The sequence below is a fragment of the Streptomyces sp. NPDC025793 genome, from assembly GCF_055558375.1.
Map to the genome: position 1 here is coordinate 115,424 of NZ_JBVHMR010000018.1, position 17,354 is coordinate 132,777.

Genomic DNA, 17,354 nt, shown 5'->3' on the forward strand with positions numbered 1-17,354 from the left:
CGCGGCGGGCGTGAGATGACGTTCGGTGCGGCTCTGCACGGACACCTCCGGGTGCCAGGTTTGGAGGGGGCAGCGCCCTCGCACGCCCTTGCGGGGGCGCGCGGGGCCTCGCGTGTCCGGGGTCCGGCCTCAGCCGGGGTGGGGCAGCTCGGCCTCCGCGGTGCCGGGCGGGCGGACGTGCAGGACGCCGTCCGGGCCGCCGATGCGCAGCTGCCAGGGGTGCGGGCTGTCGGTGGTCACCCGCAGCAGGTCACCATCGCGACGCAGGTGGAAGACGGCGGTCCGGCCGGGGCCGTCGGTGTTCGGGATGACCACGGTGCGCTCGGCGCCGTCGGTGAAGGCGTGCACCCGCAGTTCCACGCCCTCGGCCCAGGCGGAGACCGGGTGCTGGTCGTCGGCGGCGAGGGGGATGACGGAGTCGGGGCGGGCGAGCAGCGGCAGGGTGTGGAAGCCGTGCTGTTCGCGTACCCAGCGCGGGCCGGTGACCTGGTCGCCGGTCAGGAAGTTCGTCCAGGTGCCCTCGGGGACGTAGTACTCGACCGTGCCGTCGTCGGTGAAGACCGGGGCGACGAGCAGGTCGTCGCCGAGCAGGTACTGCCGGTCGAGTACGGTGGTGGCGGGGTCGTCGGGGAACTCCAGCACCATGGCGCGCATCACCGGCACGCCGGTGGCGTGCGCCTGCTGGGCGGCGCGCTGCAGGTAGGGGGCGAGGCGGTGCTTGAGGAGGGTGAACTCACGGGTGACCTCGACGGCCTCCTCGCCGTAGTCCCACGGCACGCGGTAGGTCTTGCTGCCGTGCAGGCGGCTGTGCGAGGAGAGCAGGCCGAACTGCACCCAGCGCTTGAAAACGGTGGGGGTGGGGGTGCCCTCGAAGCCGCCGATGTCGTGGCTCCAGAAGCCGAAGCCGGACAGGCCCAGGGACAGGCCCCCGCGCAGCGACTCCGCCATGGCGTTGAAGTGCGATTCGCAGTCCCCGCCCCAGTGCACCGGGTACTGCTGGCCGCCCGCGGTGGCGGACCGGGCGAAGAGCAGGGCCTCGCCCTCACCGCGCTCCTCGCGCAGCAGCTCGAAGACGGCCTGGTTGTAGAGGTGGGTGTAGTAGTTGTGCATCAGCTCCGGGTCGGAGCGGTCGTGCCAGACGACGTCGGTGGGGACGCGCTCGCCGAAGTCGGTCTTGAAGCAGTCCACACCGACGTCCAGCAGGGTGCGCAGCTTGCCGGTGTACCAGTCGCGGGCGGCGGGGTTGGTGAAGTCCACCAGTGCCATTCCGGGCTGCCACAGGTCCCACTGCCAGACGCTGCCGTCCGGGCGGCGCACCAGGTAGCCCTCGCGCATGCCCTCGGCGAACAGCGCGGACTTCTGGGCGATGTAGGGGTTGATCCAGGCGGAGATGCGCAGGCCCTGCCGCTTGAGCCGGGCCAGCATGCCCGCCGGGTCGGGGAAGGTGTCGAAGTCCCAGTCGAAGTCGCACCACTGGTACTCGCGCATCCAGAAGCAGTCGAGGTGGAAGACGCTCAGCGGGATGCCGCGTTCGGCCATGCCGCCGACGAAGCGGTTGACGGTGGCCTCGTCGTAGTCGGTGGTGAACGAGGTGGTCAGCCACAGGCCCAGGGCCCAGGCCGGGGGCAGTGCGGGGCGGCCGGTGAGCGCGGTGTAGCGGGCCAGGATCTGCTTCGGGGTCGGGCCGTGGACGATGAAGTACTCCAGCGACTGGTCCTCGACGCTGAACTGCACCTGCCCGACCGACTCCGATCCGACCTCGTAGCTGACCTTGCCCGGGTGGTTGACGAAGACGCCGTAACCCCGGTTGGTCAGGTGGAACGGGACGTTCTTGTACGCCTGTTCGCTGCTGGTGCCGCCGTCGGCCTGCCAGATGTCCACCACCTGCCCGTTGCGGACGAACGGCGTGAACCGCTCCCCCAGCCCGTACACCAACTCGCCGACATCCAGCGAGAGCTGGCCGAGCATGTGGTGGCGGCCTTCGGCGTCGGTGACGAACCCCGTGCCGCGCTCGCCCACGGAGGTCAACACCCGCCCTTGGGCGGTGAACTCCAGCCGCCACGGCTGGGAGGTGTCCACCCGCAGCGTGAGGTCACCGGAGCTGAGCTGCACCGCCTCGCCCTCGCGGTGCACCTTGCCGACCCCCTGCTCCGCACCCGGAAGGTCGAACTGCGGCCCTCGGCGCACCGAGCCGGCGTGGTGCGTCGTGCGCACCCCGATCACGCCCTCGGCCGGCGACCAGCACTCGACCGTCAACAGCGGGCTGTTGAGCGTGTCACCGCGGCCGCGCACGTGCTTGACGGGCGCCCAGAGGGTCATCCGGTCCTCGCCGGTGCGGACGTCGGCGACCTCAGTGGCGTAGCGCGCGGTGACGCCGGGGCGCATCAGCCAGTAGCCGTCGGTGAACTTCATCGGGCAGGTTCCTCCGTCCGCGCGCGGTGCGCGGTGATCAGGCCCCGGTACCAGTGGTAACTGTCCTTGGGGATTCGGGTCAGGGTGTCGTAGTCGACGCGGACCAGGCCGAAGCGTTGCTCGTAGCCGCGGGCCCACTCGAAGTTGTCCAGCAGGGACCAGACGTAGTAGCCGCGCACGTCGACGCCGGCCGCGATGGCGTCGGCGACGGCGGCGAGGTGAGCGGCCAGGTAGTCGATCCGTTCCTCGTCGTGCACCTGGCCGTCGACGGCGACGGTGTCGTCCTCGGCGGAGCCGTTCTCCGTGATCCAGACCGGCGGGAGCTGCGGGAAGCGGGCGTGGAGTCCGCAGAGCAGTTCGGTGAGCGCGGACGGGACGACGGGCCAGCCCATGGTGGTGAGCCGGGTGCCGTACGGGTTCGGCTCGGCGACGCCGATGTCCATGGCGGTGCGCGGTGCGGGGTCGTCCTCGCGGTGCGGGGCGGCCTCGACGGTGATCGGCCGGTAGAAGTTGATGCCGACGAAGTCCATTGGTGCGCCGATCAGTTGCAGGTCCCCCGGTCGGCGCCAGGGGCCGTCGGCCAGTCCCTCCCAGGTCTCGGCCTCGTGCTCGGGGTAGCGCCCGGCGAACAGCGGCTCCGTCCAGACCTCGTTGTGCAGCACCTCGGCCCGGCGCAGGGCGGCGAGGTCCTCGGGGTGGGCGGAGGCGGCGTGCAGCCGGTCGAGGTTGAGCGTGATGCCCACCTCACGGGCGCCGGCGGCGCGCAACTCCCGCACGGCCAGGCCGTGGGCGACCAGCAGGTGGTGGGCGGCAGCCAGGGCCCCGCGGCCCTCCCGGGCGCCGGGCGCGTGACGGCCCTCGGCGTAGCCGACGAAGGCGGAGCAGAACGGCTCGTTGAGGGTGATCCAGCGCTCCACCCGGTCGCCGTAGCGCTCGGCGGCAAGGACCGTGTACTCCGCGAAAGCCTCGGCGGTCTCCCGGACGCGCCAGCCGCCGCGCTCTTCCAGGGCCTGGGGCAGGTCCCAGTGGTAGAGGGTGGCGGCGGGCGCGATTCCGGCGGTGAGCAGTTCGTCGATCAGCCGGTCGTAGAAGTCCAGGCCCTTCGGGTTGACCGCTCCGGTACCGTCGGGCAGCAGGCGCGTCCAGGAGATCGAGAAGCGGTAGCCGTCGACGCCGAGTTCGCGGAGCAGGGCGACGTCCTCGGGGTAGCGGTGGTAGTGGTCGCAGGCGGTGTCGCCGGTGGCGCCGCCGCGGGTACGGCCCGGGGTGTGGCTGAAGGTGTCCCAGATGGACGGGCCGCGGCCGTCCGCGTCGTGGGCGCCCTCGATCTGGTACGCGGCGGTGGCGGCGCCGAACCGGAAGCCGGGTGGCAGTTCCGGGAAGGCCAACCTGCTCATGCGGCGCACCTCCCTGTTCTCTCGGTGATCGGGCAGGGCGGTCACAGCTCCGGCGCCAGCCCGCGGTCGTGCAGCCAGGACAGCTGGACGGGCGGGTTGGAGCCGCAGCCGCCGGCGTGGTCGGCGAAGGGCCAGACGGTCATGGTGCGGTCCTCGCCCGCGTAGTGGTTGAACGCGGCGTAGACCGTCCGGGGCGGGCAGACCGGGTCCATCAGACCGACGCTGAACAGCGCCGGCGCGGTGGCCCGCTGGGCGAAGTGGACGCCGTCGAAGTAGTCGAGGGTGGCGAAGGTCGGCTGCAAGCGGTGCCGGCTGTGCCAGCGCAGGTACTTGACGAGCTCCTGGTACGGGCCGTCCAGGGACGTCTGCGCGCCCTGGCGGTAGTGGCACAGGAACGGGACGTCCGGCAACACCGCAGCCACGCGGTCCCCGGTGAGCCCGGCGACGGCGAGGGCCAGTCCGCCGCCCTGGCTGCCGCCGGCCACCACGATCCGGTTGGCGTCGAGGCCGGGCAGCTCCGCGACGGCGTCCACGGCGCGCACGCAGTCGGTGATCAGGCGCCGGTAGTAGTAGTTCTCGGGCGAGTCGATGCCGCGGGTCATGAATCCCTCGGCCCACTGCGTGCCGTCGCCCAGGGTTCGGTCCGGGGTGTCGTGGCCCTGACCGCGGCTGTCGACGACGAACTGGGCGTAGCCCGCCGCAGACCAGAACAGGTGCTCGGTGGGCAGGCCCCTGCCGCCGGTGTATCCGACGTAGGTGACGACGACCGGCAACCGGCCTTCGGCGCCACGCGGGCGCAGCAGCCACGCGGCCACCGGTTCGCCGTTCCAGCCGGGGAAGCGCACGTCGTCCACCTCGATGGTGCGCAGCCGGTGCCGGTCGGTGACCGGTTCCGTCTTGATGGCCCCGGCCCGTGCCCGGGCGTCGTCGAGGGTGTGCTGCCAGAACGCGTCGAAGTCGAGCGGGGCGGCTGACTCGGGGCGGTAGCTGACGAGTTCGTCAAGTCCGAAGTCGGTGAACTGCATGGGGTGTTCCTCCGGGTGGAGCGAGTTGGAGGTGACGGACGAGAGGATGACGTGCGACACGGGGGAGCTCCTGGGTGTGGCGGGGCGGCGCGGCTGGGGCGGGTGGTGCCTGCGTTCCGGTCTCCGGGACCTCGTGGAGCCTCTCGAAGAAGAACTCGTGCTTGCGGAAGGAGACGGCGTACTCGTGTGCCGGGTGGGGCCGCAGCAACTGGGCCGCCTGGAACAGCCGCCGGCCGTCGCGGAGAGCGGCGGTGCCGTTGGGGTACGGGGGTTCGTCGCTGTCGCCCGTCGTGGGCGAGGTGCGTCGGGTGCCGTCGTACAGCGACCAGCCGATGCCGCGGGAGTCGAGCGAGGAGTCGGAGAGGTGGAGCACGAGCACCTGCTGCCGCTGGGCAGTCCCCGCGCCGACGCGTGAGGTGGGGCCGGGGGTGGACAGGGTGGTCTCGTGCTGCCTCCTGGGGGCGGTTGGCGACCCTGGTCGCCCAGTGGTCGAGGTCGAAGCTGTCGTCCCCGGTGAGCGCCCGCTACGGCAGGACCCGGTTGTACGGCTTGAGGCGGCCGGTCGCCTGCTCGTACCAGGGGAACCACGCCCTCGGTTCGGCGACGACCGGGGGTCGTCCAGGTCGGACGTGTCCCACAGGGGTCGCTGGCGGAATCAGCTGCACGTCGAAGGCGTCCGGGCGGACGTCGGTGATCGCGTCGGCGTGCAGCGACTGCGCCTCCCCGCCGTGCGGCTCCCGGACGTGCACGGCGTGGTGGCCGATCGCGCCGGCGCGCGGGCACCGGCATGGGGGTGGTAGCCGAGCTGGCTGATCGCCTGCTCTACTCGTGCCCGGGTGGGCTCGGAGATCGCCCGCTTGCCGCTGAGCACGCAGCTGACCGTGCTGGGCGAGACGCCCGCGGCCTTGACCACCTCGGCCAGTGTCACCATGCCGGTGGTTCCCTCTCTCGTTCTGTCGCTGACGTGACGTCAGCCCTTGACGGCGCCGGTGAGCACACCGGTCTTGAAGTGCTTCTGCATGAACGGGTAGACGAGCAGGATGGGGACCAGCGTCAGCACCACCACCGCCATCTGCAGGGACAACGGTGCGCTCTGCTGGTGCAGCGACCCGAACCCGGAGTTGGTGGTGCCGGGGATGGACTGGCCGTAGCTGACGTACTGGAGCAGCACGTACTGCAGCGGCCACTTGGCGCTCTCGGTCGGCATGTAGAGCATGACGTTGAAGAAGGAGTTCCAGTAGCCGACCGCGTAGAACAGGGCGATCACCGCGGTGACCGCGCGCGAGGTGGGCAGTACCACCGACCACAGGATGCGCCACTGGCTGCACCCGTCCATGCGGGCCGCGTCGATGAGGTCGGCCGCCGTGCCGGAGTAGAAGGCGCGCAGCACCAGGATGTTGAAGACGGAGAGCGCGCCGGGCAGGATCAGCGCCCAGTACTGGCCGTAGCCGCCGAGGCCGGTGACGACCAGGTAGGTGGGGATCAGTCCGCCGCTGACGAACATGGTGACGATCAGCACCATGAGGATGGTGCGGTGTCCGAACGAGCGCGAGCGGGAGAGGCCGTAGGCGCAGAGCACCGAGACGACCATCGACAGGAGGGTGCCGACCGCGGTGATCACCAGGCTCACCAGCACGGCCCTGGTGACCGGGCCGTCCCCGAGCACCGCACGGTAGGCGTCCAGGGTGAGGCCGTCGGGGACCAGCACCAGGCCACCCGCGCGGTTGATCGCCCCGCTGGTGGAGAAGCTGGTCAGCACCACGATCCAGAGCGGCACCAGTACGACGGCGAGGACCAGGAGCAGCACGCCGCCCTTGAGGGTCTGACCGGCGGCTCCGGGCTTCTCGTCCCACGCAGGGCGGCCCTTGTTGCGGTCGGGCCGAAGCGCGAACCGGTTCTGAGTGTGCGTCAGCGTCTGGCTCATTTCCGGTACAACCCGTCCTCACCGAAGGCGTGCGCGATCCTGTTGGCGCCCCAGATCAGCAGCAGCGAGATCACACTCTTGAACAGCCCGGCGGCGGCGCCGTAGCTGTAGTTGTTGGTGGTGATGCCGTAGTAGAAGGAGAAGGTGTCCAGCACGTCCGCCGTGTCGTGGCCGAAGGCGTCGCGCTGGATCAGGAACTGCTCGAAGCCGACGGTGAGCGCGTTGCCCAGCCGCAGCACCAGCATCAGCACGATGACGCCGCGCATGCCGGGCAGGGTGATGTGCCACATCCGGCGCCACCGGCCCGCGCCGTCGACCGCGACGGCCTCGTAGAGGTTCTGGTCGATCGCGGCCAGCGCCGCGAGGAACACGATGATGCCCCAGCCGGCCTCCTTCCACACCGCCTGCGAGGTGACCAGCAGCGCGAAGGTGTGCGGGTTGGTCATCACGTCCCAGGTGCCCAGGTTGTGCCGGGCGAGGAAGTGGTTGAGCACCCCGGCGCCCCCGAGCATCTGCTGGAAGATGGTGATGGCCAGCACCCAGGAGAAGAAGTGCGGCAGGTAGACGACCGACTGGATGAAGTTCCGCAGCCGCTCGCTCGTCACCGAGTTGAGCACCAGGGCCAGCGCGATCGGGATCGGGAAGAACAGCACCAGTTGTACGAAGCTCAGCCAGAGGGTGTTGCGCAGCGCCCCCCAGAACAGCGGGTCGTTGAACAGCGCCCGGAACTGGTCGAGCCCGGCCCAGTCGCTGTGGAGCACGCCGACCAGCGGGTCGTAGTACTCGAACGCGGTGATCAGGCCGAACAGCGGCGCGTAGTTGAACACCAGCAGCAGCGCGACGGCCGGCAGGGTCATGAGGATCAACGACCTGTCCCGGCGCAGGCGCAGCCGCCAGGTCAGTCCGCCCTCCTGGGCCCGCCCGGGCCGCGTCCTCGGCCGGGCGCGGCCGTCGGCGTCCGGCTCCGCGCCGGCCGCCGGTTCGGTGCCGCCGGAGCTGCCTCCGCCGACCTTCTTCGTCTTGGTGGTGAACGTGCCGGCCACCGTTCCTCCTCGCTCCGCGGCGAGCCGAGCGGCCCGCTGCCTGACGTCGTCCGCTACTGGCCGGTGCCGTACTTGTCCAGGACTTCGGTCTGGTACCAGTTCTTCAACTGGTCGCCACCGCTGGACTTCCAGGAGGACACGGCGGCCTGGAAGTCGGAGACCTTCTTCAGGCCGTGGGTGACCTCGACGATGGTGTCCACGACCGACTGCGCGGCGGCCGCGGTGGCGTACCGCTGCGGCACGGTGATGTTCATGCCGTAGAACACCGGCTTGTAGACGTGCGGGGCGGTGCGGGCGAACCAGGACGTGTAGTCCTTGGTCACCTGGTCGGCCCCGGGGTTGCTGATCACCTGCGGGGCCGAGGCGAGGAAGGTGTAGGTGGTGGGCTGGGCGTACTTCTTGCCCTCGTCCGTGTAGCTGGGCATCCCGTTCACCATGGTGTGGTGGACGCCCTCGGCACCGTACGTGATCATCGTGTACTCGGTCGAACCGTAGGGCGCCGCAAGGTAGTTGGCGACGGCCAGCAGCTCCTCGATCTGGTCCGGGGAGAGCCTGGCGTTGAGGTAGCTGACGACGCCGGTGGCGGCGCCGAGGAAGATCTGCGGGTTGGACTTCCCGTCGGCGGCGATGACGTTGAACGCCCCGCGCCGGTAGTTCTTGTTCGCGGCGGTGCCGGACTGGTGGTCCGACAGGTTCCAGGCGCCGGTGCCGCCGCCCTGGATCAGTTCCTTGCCCGCGTAGAAGCGGGTGGCACTGGCGTTGACGTTGCCGGCCAGGGCGTCGGGGTGCACATAGCCGGACTTGGCGAGCTTGTAGTGCCAGTCGAGTGCCTCCAGGAACTCGGGCAACTCGTAGGCGTGGACCAGCTTCCCGCCCTTGACCGTCCACCCGGGCGGGAGCCCCCAGGAGAGGGACAGGTAGGTCCACACGTCGCCGAACGCCCACACGCCGGCCTTGGCGCTGGTCAGTTCCTTGCCCAGGCTCATGTAGTCGTCGGCCGACTTGACCTGGTCGGCGGTGATGCCCTTCGACTCCAGGATGTCGGCCCGGTAGAAGACGTGGCCTGCCAGCGACATGCCGCTGGCGCCACACGGGATGCCGTAGAGCTTGTCCTCCCAGGCTCCGACCTGCCAGGCGAAGGTGGGGATGGCGGCCAGGTTCGGATACTTCTTGATCTTGTCCCCCGCCAGGTACGGCGTAAGGTCCGCCAGCTGGGTGCCGGCCAGCTCCCCCATGTTGAACGCCGCGTTCCACCAGGTGGGCAGCTGGATCCAGTCCGGCAGCTTCTTCGACGCGGTCATCGTCGGCACGATGGTGTTGTAGCTGACGCCGTTGGCCGGCTTGATGGTGAGGTTCACGCCCAGCGCCTTGTTGACGGCCTGGTAGAACGAGTTGTTGGCCGGCGGGATGGTCCCCCAGAGGGGGGTGACCGCGGTGTAGCTGCCGCCCTTGCCCGGGGTGCCGGACACCGTCGAGATCTGCTTGGCCGGATAGGTGAGGAAGCCCGGGTCGGTGAACGCGCCTGCCGCTCCGCGCACCGAGGGGATGTCGGGCTTGACGGCCTGTCCCGGCACGTAGTCCGGCAGGGCGGCGCTCAAACCGCTCTTCGAGTTGGTTCCGCCCTTGCTGCGGGAGGAGCCGCCGCCGCAGGCGGACAGCAGGGGTGACAGGGCAGCAGCCCCGGCGACGGCGACTGCGCCGTTCACGAAGGCTCTGCGGTTCATTGCGATGCTCATGGTGGGCGGCCCTTCGCCGGTGACGATCCGTATCGAGCGACGTGCGGGTGTGGTGCGGTGCGGTGCGGTGTGCTGAGGGAACGGCGCGAACGGCACCGTCGACATGCAGGCAACCGGCAGGTTGTCGTCGCGTCCCTGCGGAGCGTCGAAGCGCTTCAATGTTGCCGAGAGATTAAGAGCGGCTTCACGCACGATGCAAGAGGTGGGGCGGAAAATCCACTCCGCCACTATGAACAGGATTTTCTTGGAAACTTTCTCTTGACAGCCCTTTGGCCGCATGCCAGCGTCGAAGCGCTTCGACGCGCCATCCTCACCACCGCCCTCGGACCACCGGAGCCGGCCGTCTGGCCCTGCCGTCCGGGGCGTTCCACCCTGCCTGACACACACCTGCAAGGGACTTCCACCTGTGAGCACTGCTGCCGTCACGCCGCCCTTCCGCGATCCAGGGCTCCCGCTCGCCGAGCGCGTCGAGGACCTGCTCTCCCGGCTGACCCTTGAGGAGCGGATCGCGATGCTGCACCAGTACTCGCCCGCGATCCCGCGTCTCGGGGTCGCCGAGTTCCGCACCGGCACCGAGACCCTGCACGGCGTGTCGTGGCTGGGCGAGGCCACCACCTTCCCGCAGGCCGTGGGCCTGGGCGCGACCTGGGACGAGGACCTGGTCCGCGAGGTGGCGGCGGCGATCTCCGTCGAGCAGCGGGCGTTCCACCACCACCGGCCGCCCGTCATCGGCACCGGCCGCAACAGCCTGCAGGGGTGGGCGCCGGTGGTGAACCTGTTGCGGGACCCGCGCTGGGGCCGCAACGAGGAGGGTTACTCCGAGGACCCGCTGCTGTCCGCCCGGCTGGGGACGGCGTTCTGCCGGGGCATGACCGGCGACCACCCGACGTACCTGCGCACAGCCCCGGTGCTCAAGCACTTCCTCGCCTACAACAACGAGGACGACCGCTGCACCACCTCCTCGGCGATTCGCCCCCGGGTACTGCACGAGTACGACCTGGCCGCCTTCCGCCCGGCCATCGCCACCGGTGCGGCGACCGGCGTCATGGCCGCCTACAACCTCGTCAACGGCCGCCCCTGCCACGTCAGCCCCCTGCTCGAACAGGAGCTGCGCCGCTGGGCCGAGCCCACCGGCCACGAGCTGTTCGTCGTGAGCGACGCCGAAGCCCCCTCCAACCTGGTCGACCCGGAGCACTACTTCGACGACCACGCCGCCTCCCACGCCGCCGCGCTCAAGGCCGGCATCGACTCCTTCACCGACCACGGCGAGGACAGCGCCGTCACCATCGGCCGGATCACCGCCGCCCTCGAGCGCGCCCTGCTGACCCAGGACGACATCGACCGGGCGGTGCGCCGCCAGCTGTCGATCCGCTTCCGCCTCGGCGAGTTCGACCCCGACCTCGACCCCTACGCCGGGATCGGCTGGGACGTCGTCAACTCCCCCGCACACCAGTCCCTGGCGCTGCGCGCCGCCACCGAACAGGTGGTGCTGCTCAAGAACACCGGGCTACTGCCGCTGGCTCCGGAGCGGCGGATCGCGGTGGTCGGGCCGCTGGCCTGCACCCTGTTCGAGGACTGGTACAGCGGCACCCACCCCTACCGCGTCACCGTCTCCGACGGCCTCGGCGTCGAAGGGGTCGAGGGCGTGGACCGGATCGTGCTGCGCACCGCCGACGGGCAAGCGGTCACCGCCGTGGGCGAGGACGGCCTGCTGGTGCTCGGCCAGGCCCAGGACACGGACGCCGCCGCCCAGTTCGACCTGTTCGACTGGGACCTGGGCGTGCTCACCCTCCGCTCCGCCGCCACCGGCCGGTACGCCTCCCTGCGCGACGCCGACCAGCGCGTCACCGCCAACCGCGACCAGCCCGGCGACTGGTTCGTCCACGAGACCTTCCACCTCGAACCCGCCACCGACACCACCGAGGTGCTGCGCAACCAGTTCACCGGCCGCTACGCCCAGGCCGACCCCGCCACCGGCGAGCTGACCATGACCGCCGACACCCCCGAGCAGGCCCAGCGGTTCACCCGCACCACCGTCCGCGACGGCATCGTCTCAGCCGTCGCCGCCGCCCAAGCCGCGGACGTGACCATCGTCGTGCTCGGCAACGACCCTCACATCAACGGCCGCGAGACCCAGGACCGCGCCGGGCTGCGGCTCCCCCCGCAGCAGGACCGGCTGCTGCGCGAAGTCGCCGCCGTCCGACCCGACACCGTTCTCGTCGTCATGTCCAGCTACCCCTACGCGGTGAACTGGGCCGACCAGCACCTGCCCGCCATCGTCTGGACCTCCCACGCCGGCCAGGAGACCGGCCGCGCCCTCGCCGCCGTCCTGCGCGGCGACACCGACGCCACCGGCCGCCTCCCCCAGACCTGGTACCGCGGCGACGACGAACTCCCCGCACCCCTCGACTACGACATCATCAAGGCCGGCTGGACCTACCAGTACCACCAGACCGCACCCCTCTACCCCTTCGGCCACGGCCTGTCCTACACCACCTTCGACTACGGCCAACTCAAGCCCCACTACACCGAGTTGGATGCGGCTGGGGAGATCACCGCCACCCTCACCGTGACCAACACCGGAACCCGCCCCGGCACCGAAACCGTCCAGCTCTACACCCGCCACCTCGACGCCCGCTACCACGCCCCCCAGCTCCGCCTCGCCGCCTACCGCAAAGTCCGCCTCGCGGCAGGCGAGACCACCGAGCTTGAGTTCACCCTCCCCGCCACCGACGCCCTCGCCCACTGGGACGTGGCCACCAGCGCCTTCACCGTCCACCCCGGCCGCTACGAGCTGATCACGGCCCGCTCGGCAAGCCGGCCGGTCCGCAGCACCACCCTCACCGTCACCGGTCCCGCACCGGAGCCTCGCCGCGTCCTCCACGTCCCGCTCCACGCCGCCGACTTCGACGACTACGAGAACATCACCCTCGTCGACGCCGCGCCCACCCACGGCGACGCCGTCACCCCCACCGCCGACCACGGCGAACTCCTCTTCCGCGACGTCGATCTCACCGGCGCCCGCTCCGTCGCCCTCCAGGTCTCCCGCACCGCCCCCGGCACCGCCCAGCTCCAACTCCGGACCGGCGACCGCCTGCTGACCACCGCCACGGTCCCCTCCACCGGCGACCGCCACACCTGGATCACCGTCCTCGCCGACCTCACCGAACACCACCCCACCGGTGTCCACGACCTCCGCGTCATCCTCACCGGCGAACAACGCCTCACCACCCTCGCCTTCACCCCCTGAAAGCCAACGGCGGCCGTACCGCTGTGAGGGGGCACGGCCGTCGTCCCCAGCGCTCTCCTTCCGTTTCCCTGCCGAGGACCTGACTGCCCTATGCCGACGCCCCAGCCGTCCACCGTCGCGACGAACCCGGTGATCCCGGGCTTCCATCCGGACCCGAGCATCTGCCGGGTCGGCGAGGACTACTACCTCGCCTGCTCCAGCTTCGAGTACTTCCCCGGCGTGCCGATCTTCCACAGCCGCGACCTGGTGAACTGGACGCAGATCGGTAACGTCCTCGACCGGCCGAGCCAGCTGCGGCTGCCCGTGGAGACGTCCTCGTCCGGAGGCATCTACGCGCCGACCCTGCGCCATCACGACGGGCGCTTCTGGCTCATGGTCACCAACGTCTCCGGCGGCGGGAACCTGCTGGTCACCGCGACCGATCCGGCCGGCCCCTGGTCCGAGCCCGTTCACGCGCCCGGCGTGCCCGGCATCGACCCGGACCTGGCCTGGGACGAGGAGGGCAACTGCTGGTGCACCTTCGCAGGCGTCGGGCAGGTGCGGTTCGACCCGTACACCGGCGAGACCCTGGGCGAGCCGTACCGCGTGTGGTCCGGCACGCCCGGAGCCGCCGCGCCCGAGGCGCCGCACCTGTACCGGATCGGCGAGTACTGGTACCTGATGATCGCCGAGGGCGGCACCGAGCGCGGCCACGCCGTCTCCATCGCCCGTGGCCCCTCTCCCAGCGGGCCCTTCGAGCCGTGCCCCGCGAATCCGATCCTGACCCACCGCAGCACGACCAAGCCCGTGCAGAACACCGGGCACGCCGACCTGGTCCAGGCACCGGACGGGAGTTGGTGGATGGTGCTGCTGGGCGTCAGGCCCCAGGGCGGCACCCCGGGCTGGCACGTGCTGGGACGTGAGACCTTCCTGGCACCGGTCACCTGGGAGGACGGCTGGCCCGTGGTCGGCGAGGTCGGCCTCGAACTCGCGGAATCTGCCGGGCAGGTGTCGCCGCCTCAGCCGCTGCCCGAACGGGACGACTTCGACTCCGCCGAGCTCCGGCCCTGCTGGATCTCATTGCGGGACCGCCCGGCGGAACTGGTCGGCACCAAGGAGCGCGACGGCTGGCTGACCCTGCGCGCCCGCGGCAGCTCCCTCGACGAGCCGGACGTCGTCCTCGTCGGCCGCCGCCAGCAGCACCTCGCCTTCGAGGCGCGCACGCTGATCGACCCCGGAACAGGCACCGGCGGCCTGGCCGTGCGACTGGACGAGCGCCACCACTACGCGATCGAGGCCGACGCCGACGGGCGGGTCCGGGTGATCGCCCGGATCGGCACGGTCCGGTCTGTCGTCGCCGAGCGCGCTCTCCCCGCAGGCGCGTCGGTCCTGTCCGTGCGCACCGGCCCGGCCCCCGAGCCGCACGACGCGCGCAGGGGCCCGGACTCGCTCGTCTTCGCGGCCGGAACGGCGGACGGCACCACGAGCGACCTGGCGTCGGTGGACGGCCGCTACCTGTCCACCGAGGTCGCCGGCGGTTTCACCGGCCGCGTGATCGGCATGTACGCCACCGCGGGCACGGTCTGCTTCGACTGGTTCGAATACGAGCCTGTCCCGCTTCCCTGAGCACGCATCAGAGGCCTCCTCGCCCCACCGCCCATTTCATCCGAAGGGACGAACCGTGAACGACGCACAGCAGAAGGGCACACCACGCGCCGCCCGCCCACACGACCGCCGCCTGCACCGGACGGCCGGGCTCCTCGCGGCCGTGGTCACCGCCGGCAGCCTCACCTGCGGCACCGCCGTCGCCTCACCGGCCGGACAGACGCCGGCGGCAGCGGACCACACCCCGCGTAGCGCGATGGCCGCTGTGGCCCAGATGCAGCCCAGCTGGAACCTCGGCAACACCTTCGACGCGATCCCCGACGAGACCTCGTGGGGCAACCCGCTCACCACCAAGGCCACGTTCGACGGTCTCCGCGCCCAGGGCTTCCGCAGCGTCCGGATTCCCGTCACCTGGTACCCCCACCAGTCCGACACCACCCCGTACACCATCGACCCCGTGTGGATGAAGCGGGTCAAGCAGGTGGTCGACTGGGCGTTGGAGGACGGCCTCTACGTCGAGATCAACGTCCACCACGACTCGTGGAAGTGGATCGCCGACATGTCCACCGACCACGACAACGTGATGGCGCGGTTCACGTCGACCTGGCAGCAGATCGCCACCGCCTTCAAGGACGAGCCGCGCAAGCTGCTCATGGAGAGCATCAACGAACCGCAGTTCGCCAACGCCACCGACGCGCAGAAGACCCAGTACCTGCGCGAGCTCAACACCTCGTTCCACGACATCGTGCGCAACTCCGGCGGCAAGAACAAGGACCGCCTGCTCGTCCTGCCCTCGGAGGAGACCAACTCCGCCCAGCACTGGCTCGACGACCTGTCCACGACGATGAGCTCGCTGCAGGACCCCGACCTGGTCGCCACCGTGCACTACTACAGCTGGTACCCGTTCAGCGTGAACATCGCCAACGGGACCACCTACGACGCAACGGCCCAGAAGGACCTGACCGACGGCTTCGCCCGGGTGCACGACACCTTCGTGGCCAAGGGCATCCCCGTATACCTCGGCGAGTACGGCCTGCTCACCTCGCCGTACTCCGGCGTGGTCGAACGCGGCGAGATGCTGAAGTACTTCGAGCACGTCAACTACGAGGCGCGGATCAACGGCATGACCTCCGCCGTCTGGGACGCCGCCAACGACTTCCTGAACCGCTCCACCATGCAGTGGCAGGTCCCCGAGATGAAGGCCCTGATCCAGAGCTCCTGGCGGACCCGCTCGGGCACCGCCTCCACCGACAACATCTTCCTGCCGAAGTCCGGTCCCATCGCGGCGCAGACCATCACGCTCAACCGCAACGGCCTCTCGTTCACCGGCCTCTGGCAGGGCGACCGCCCGCTGATCCCGTTCGTCGACTACACCCTCAACGGCGACCGGCTGACCCTGACCGCCGACGCCCTCACCCGGCTCGCCGGCGACCGTGCTGCCGGCGTCGACGCCACCCTTGAGGTCCGATACTCCGACGGCGTCCCGTGGAAACTCTTCGTGCGCTCGTACGACAAGCCGGTGATGACCGACGCCACCGGAACCGAGGACGGACTCACCATCCCCGTCCGGTTCAACGGTGACCTGATGGCCAACGTCGAGTCCACCTACGCCGACGGCACCGCCGCCGGCCCGGCCTCCTGGACCACCTTCCAGTCGTTCGACAACTACCGCCCCGACTACGGCGACAACACCACCACCGTCAAGGCCGACTTCCTCAAGACGGTCAAGGACGGCGCCCCGGTGACGCTCACCTTCCACTTCTGGAGCGGGGCCACCGTCACCTACCACCTGACCAAGTCCGGCACCACCGTCACCGGCACCGCCTCCTGAGCCAGGACGCGCCGGTACCGCGAACCGCTCCGGTGCGGAGCCTCCCCGGCTCCGCACCGGAGCACTCATGTCAACCTCCCGGCAGCCGAAGAGAGTTCGGCTGCCGGGACGATCCGGCCGGAGACCGCCGTGACCACGCTTACGCCCCGCGTGCTGTTCGGGGCCGCCTACTACCCCGAGTACGACCGGATGGACCGCATCGAGGCCGGCCTCGGCCTGATGGCCGAGGCCGGCTTCACGGTGGCGCGCGTCGGCGAGTCGGTCTGGTCCGCCTGGGAGCCGGAGAACGGCCGCTTCGACCTGGAGTGGCTGCAGCCGGTCCTCGACTCCGCCCACGCCCGCGGCATCGCGGTGGTCCTGGGCACCCCGACCTATGCCGTCCCCCCGTGGCCGGCCCGGCTCCACCCGGAGGACCCCGGCGCGAGGCCGGCCCCCGACGTGGCCGCACGGCGCCACCCGGTGCTGGTCACCACCGCCCTGTACCTGGCCGACGGCGGCCTGCTGGGCTGGCTGGCCGCCTACGCCGAGGCGGGCGGCCACCTGGTCCTCGGCCCGCGCACCGGCTATGCCGGCCCCGAGGGCGCGCCCGGCCCGAACCCGCGTCCGCGCGGCTGTCCGGCGCGGCCGGGGTCCGCTACGAGGAATTCAGCAACCTCTCCGCCGAACTGCCGCTCCGTGCCGTGCCGGAGAGCCCGTTGCGGCTTCCGGCGGGGGCCCGGGCGACCCGCTGGGTGGACGCCCTGTTCGCCGACGGCGCCGAGGTGCTGGCAGGGTACCGGCACCCGCGCTTCGGCCGCTGGCCCGCGGTGACCAGCCGCGTTCACGGCCGGGGCCGGGTGACCTGCGTCGGCACGGTCCCCCCCCAACGGGGCGGCGGCCCGGGCGCTGATGGCGTGGCTGGTGCCGAAGCCGTGCAGCGGCTGGCGTGACCTGCCCGCCTCGGTGACGGCCTGCACCGGGAACGCGCCGGACGGCCGCCGCGTCCACGTCGTGCACAACGGGAGCTGGGAGCCCGCCTCCGCCGTCGCGCCCGGTGACCTGGTGGACGTGCTCGCGGCCGGGACGGGCGGCGCGGCGAGGAGCGCTGTCCCGGCCGGGGCGCCGGTCGAGCTGGGGCCCTGGGACGTGCGTGTCCTCGCCGCGGATCGGTGA

General features: G+C 70.9%; 10 protein-coding genes and 3 pseudogenes. 4 read left to right on the forward strand and 9 right to left on the reverse strand.

Going from position 1 to position 17,354, the window contains the following annotated elements; all coding sequences use genetic code 11:
* Window positions 1-129 precede the first annotated feature (129 nt).
* The 9 genes and pseudogenes from yicI to ACZ4MF_RS30095 form a co-directional block, all read right to left on the reverse strand.
* Window positions 130-2,412 carry an alpha-xylosidase gene (gene yicI / locus ACZ4MF_RS30055; protein ID WP_467494984.1) on the reverse strand — a complete coding sequence of 761 codons (2,283 nt, stop codon included), beginning with the start codon at window positions 2,410-2,412 and terminating at the stop codon, window positions 130-132.
* Complete coding sequence (locus tag ACZ4MF_RS30060; RefSeq protein ID WP_467494985.1) at window positions 2,409-3,809, reverse strand: GH1 family beta-glucosidase; 1,401 nt, start codon at window positions 3,807-3,809, stop codon at window positions 2,409-2,411. The genes yicI and ACZ4MF_RS30060 overlap by 4 nt, the downstream gene beginning before the upstream one ends.
* Before the next feature lie 41 nt (window positions 3,810-3,850).
* Window positions 3,851-4,834, reverse strand: coding sequence for an acetylxylan esterase (locus ACZ4MF_RS30065; RefSeq protein WP_467494986.1), 984 nt, complete (start codon window positions 4,832-4,834; stop codon window positions 3,851-3,853).
* Window positions 4,835-4,964: 130 nt separating this feature from the next.
* Window positions 4,965-5,270: pseudogene (locus tag ACZ4MF_RS30070) on the reverse strand (hypothetical protein); the annotation flags it as partial.
* Window positions 5,271-5,358: 88 nt separating this feature from the next.
* Window positions 5,359-5,583 (reverse strand): hypothetical protein, encoded by a 225-nt coding sequence (locus tag ACZ4MF_RS30075; protein ID WP_467495070.1) that lies wholly within the window; start codon window positions 5,581-5,583, stop codon window positions 5,359-5,361.
* 11 nt (window positions 5,584-5,594) lie between these two features.
* A pseudogene (locus tag ACZ4MF_RS30080) lies at window positions 5,595-5,765 on the reverse strand (LacI family DNA-binding transcriptional regulator); the annotation flags it as partial.
* Between the two features lie 39 nt (window positions 5,766-5,804).
* A complete protein-coding gene (locus ACZ4MF_RS30085; protein WP_467494987.1) occupies window positions 5,805-6,758 on the reverse strand; it encodes a carbohydrate ABC transporter permease in 954 nt (317 codons plus the stop codon).
* Window positions 6,755-7,801, reverse strand: coding sequence for an ABC transporter permease (locus tag ACZ4MF_RS30090; RefSeq protein WP_467494988.1), 1,047 nt, complete (start codon window positions 7,799-7,801; stop codon window positions 6,755-6,757). Before ACZ4MF_RS30090 ends, ACZ4MF_RS30085 begins: the two co-directional genes overlap by 4 nt.
* A 53-nt stretch (window positions 7,802-7,854) precedes the next feature.
* On the reverse strand, window positions 7,855-9,537 hold the full coding sequence (locus tag ACZ4MF_RS30095; protein ID WP_467494989.1) for a type 2 periplasmic-binding domain-containing protein: 1,683 nt from the start codon (window positions 9,535-9,537) through the stop codon (window positions 7,855-7,857).
* A gap of 406 nt (window positions 9,538-9,943) precedes the next feature.
* Here ACZ4MF_RS30095 and ACZ4MF_RS30100 point away from each other — a divergent pair, with 406 nt between their 5' ends.
* The 4 genes and pseudogenes from ACZ4MF_RS30100 to ACZ4MF_RS30115 all read left to right on the forward strand — a co-directional run bounded on the left by ACZ4MF_RS30100 (window position 9,944) and on the right by ACZ4MF_RS30115 (window position 17,354).
* The gene (locus ACZ4MF_RS30100; RefSeq protein WP_467494990.1) at window positions 9,944-12,787 is read left to right on the forward strand and encodes a glycoside hydrolase family 3 C-terminal domain-containing protein; all 2,844 of its coding nucleotides are present in this window, start codon (window positions 9,944-9,946) and stop codon (window positions 12,785-12,787) included.
* A gap of 90 nt (window positions 12,788-12,877) precedes the next feature.
* A complete protein-coding gene (locus ACZ4MF_RS30105) occupies window positions 12,878-14,392 on the forward strand; it encodes a glycoside hydrolase family 43 protein (RefSeq protein ID WP_467494992.1) in 1,515 nt (504 codons plus the stop codon).
* A gap of 55 nt (window positions 14,393-14,447) precedes the next feature.
* On the forward strand, window positions 14,448-16,202 hold the full coding sequence (locus tag ACZ4MF_RS30110) for a cellulase family glycosylhydrolase (RefSeq protein ID WP_467494994.1): 1,755 nt from the start codon (window positions 14,448-14,450) through the stop codon (window positions 16,200-16,202).
* A 129-nt stretch (window positions 16,203-16,331) separates the two neighbouring features.
* A pseudogene (locus ACZ4MF_RS30115) lies at window positions 16,332-17,354 on the forward strand (beta-galactosidase).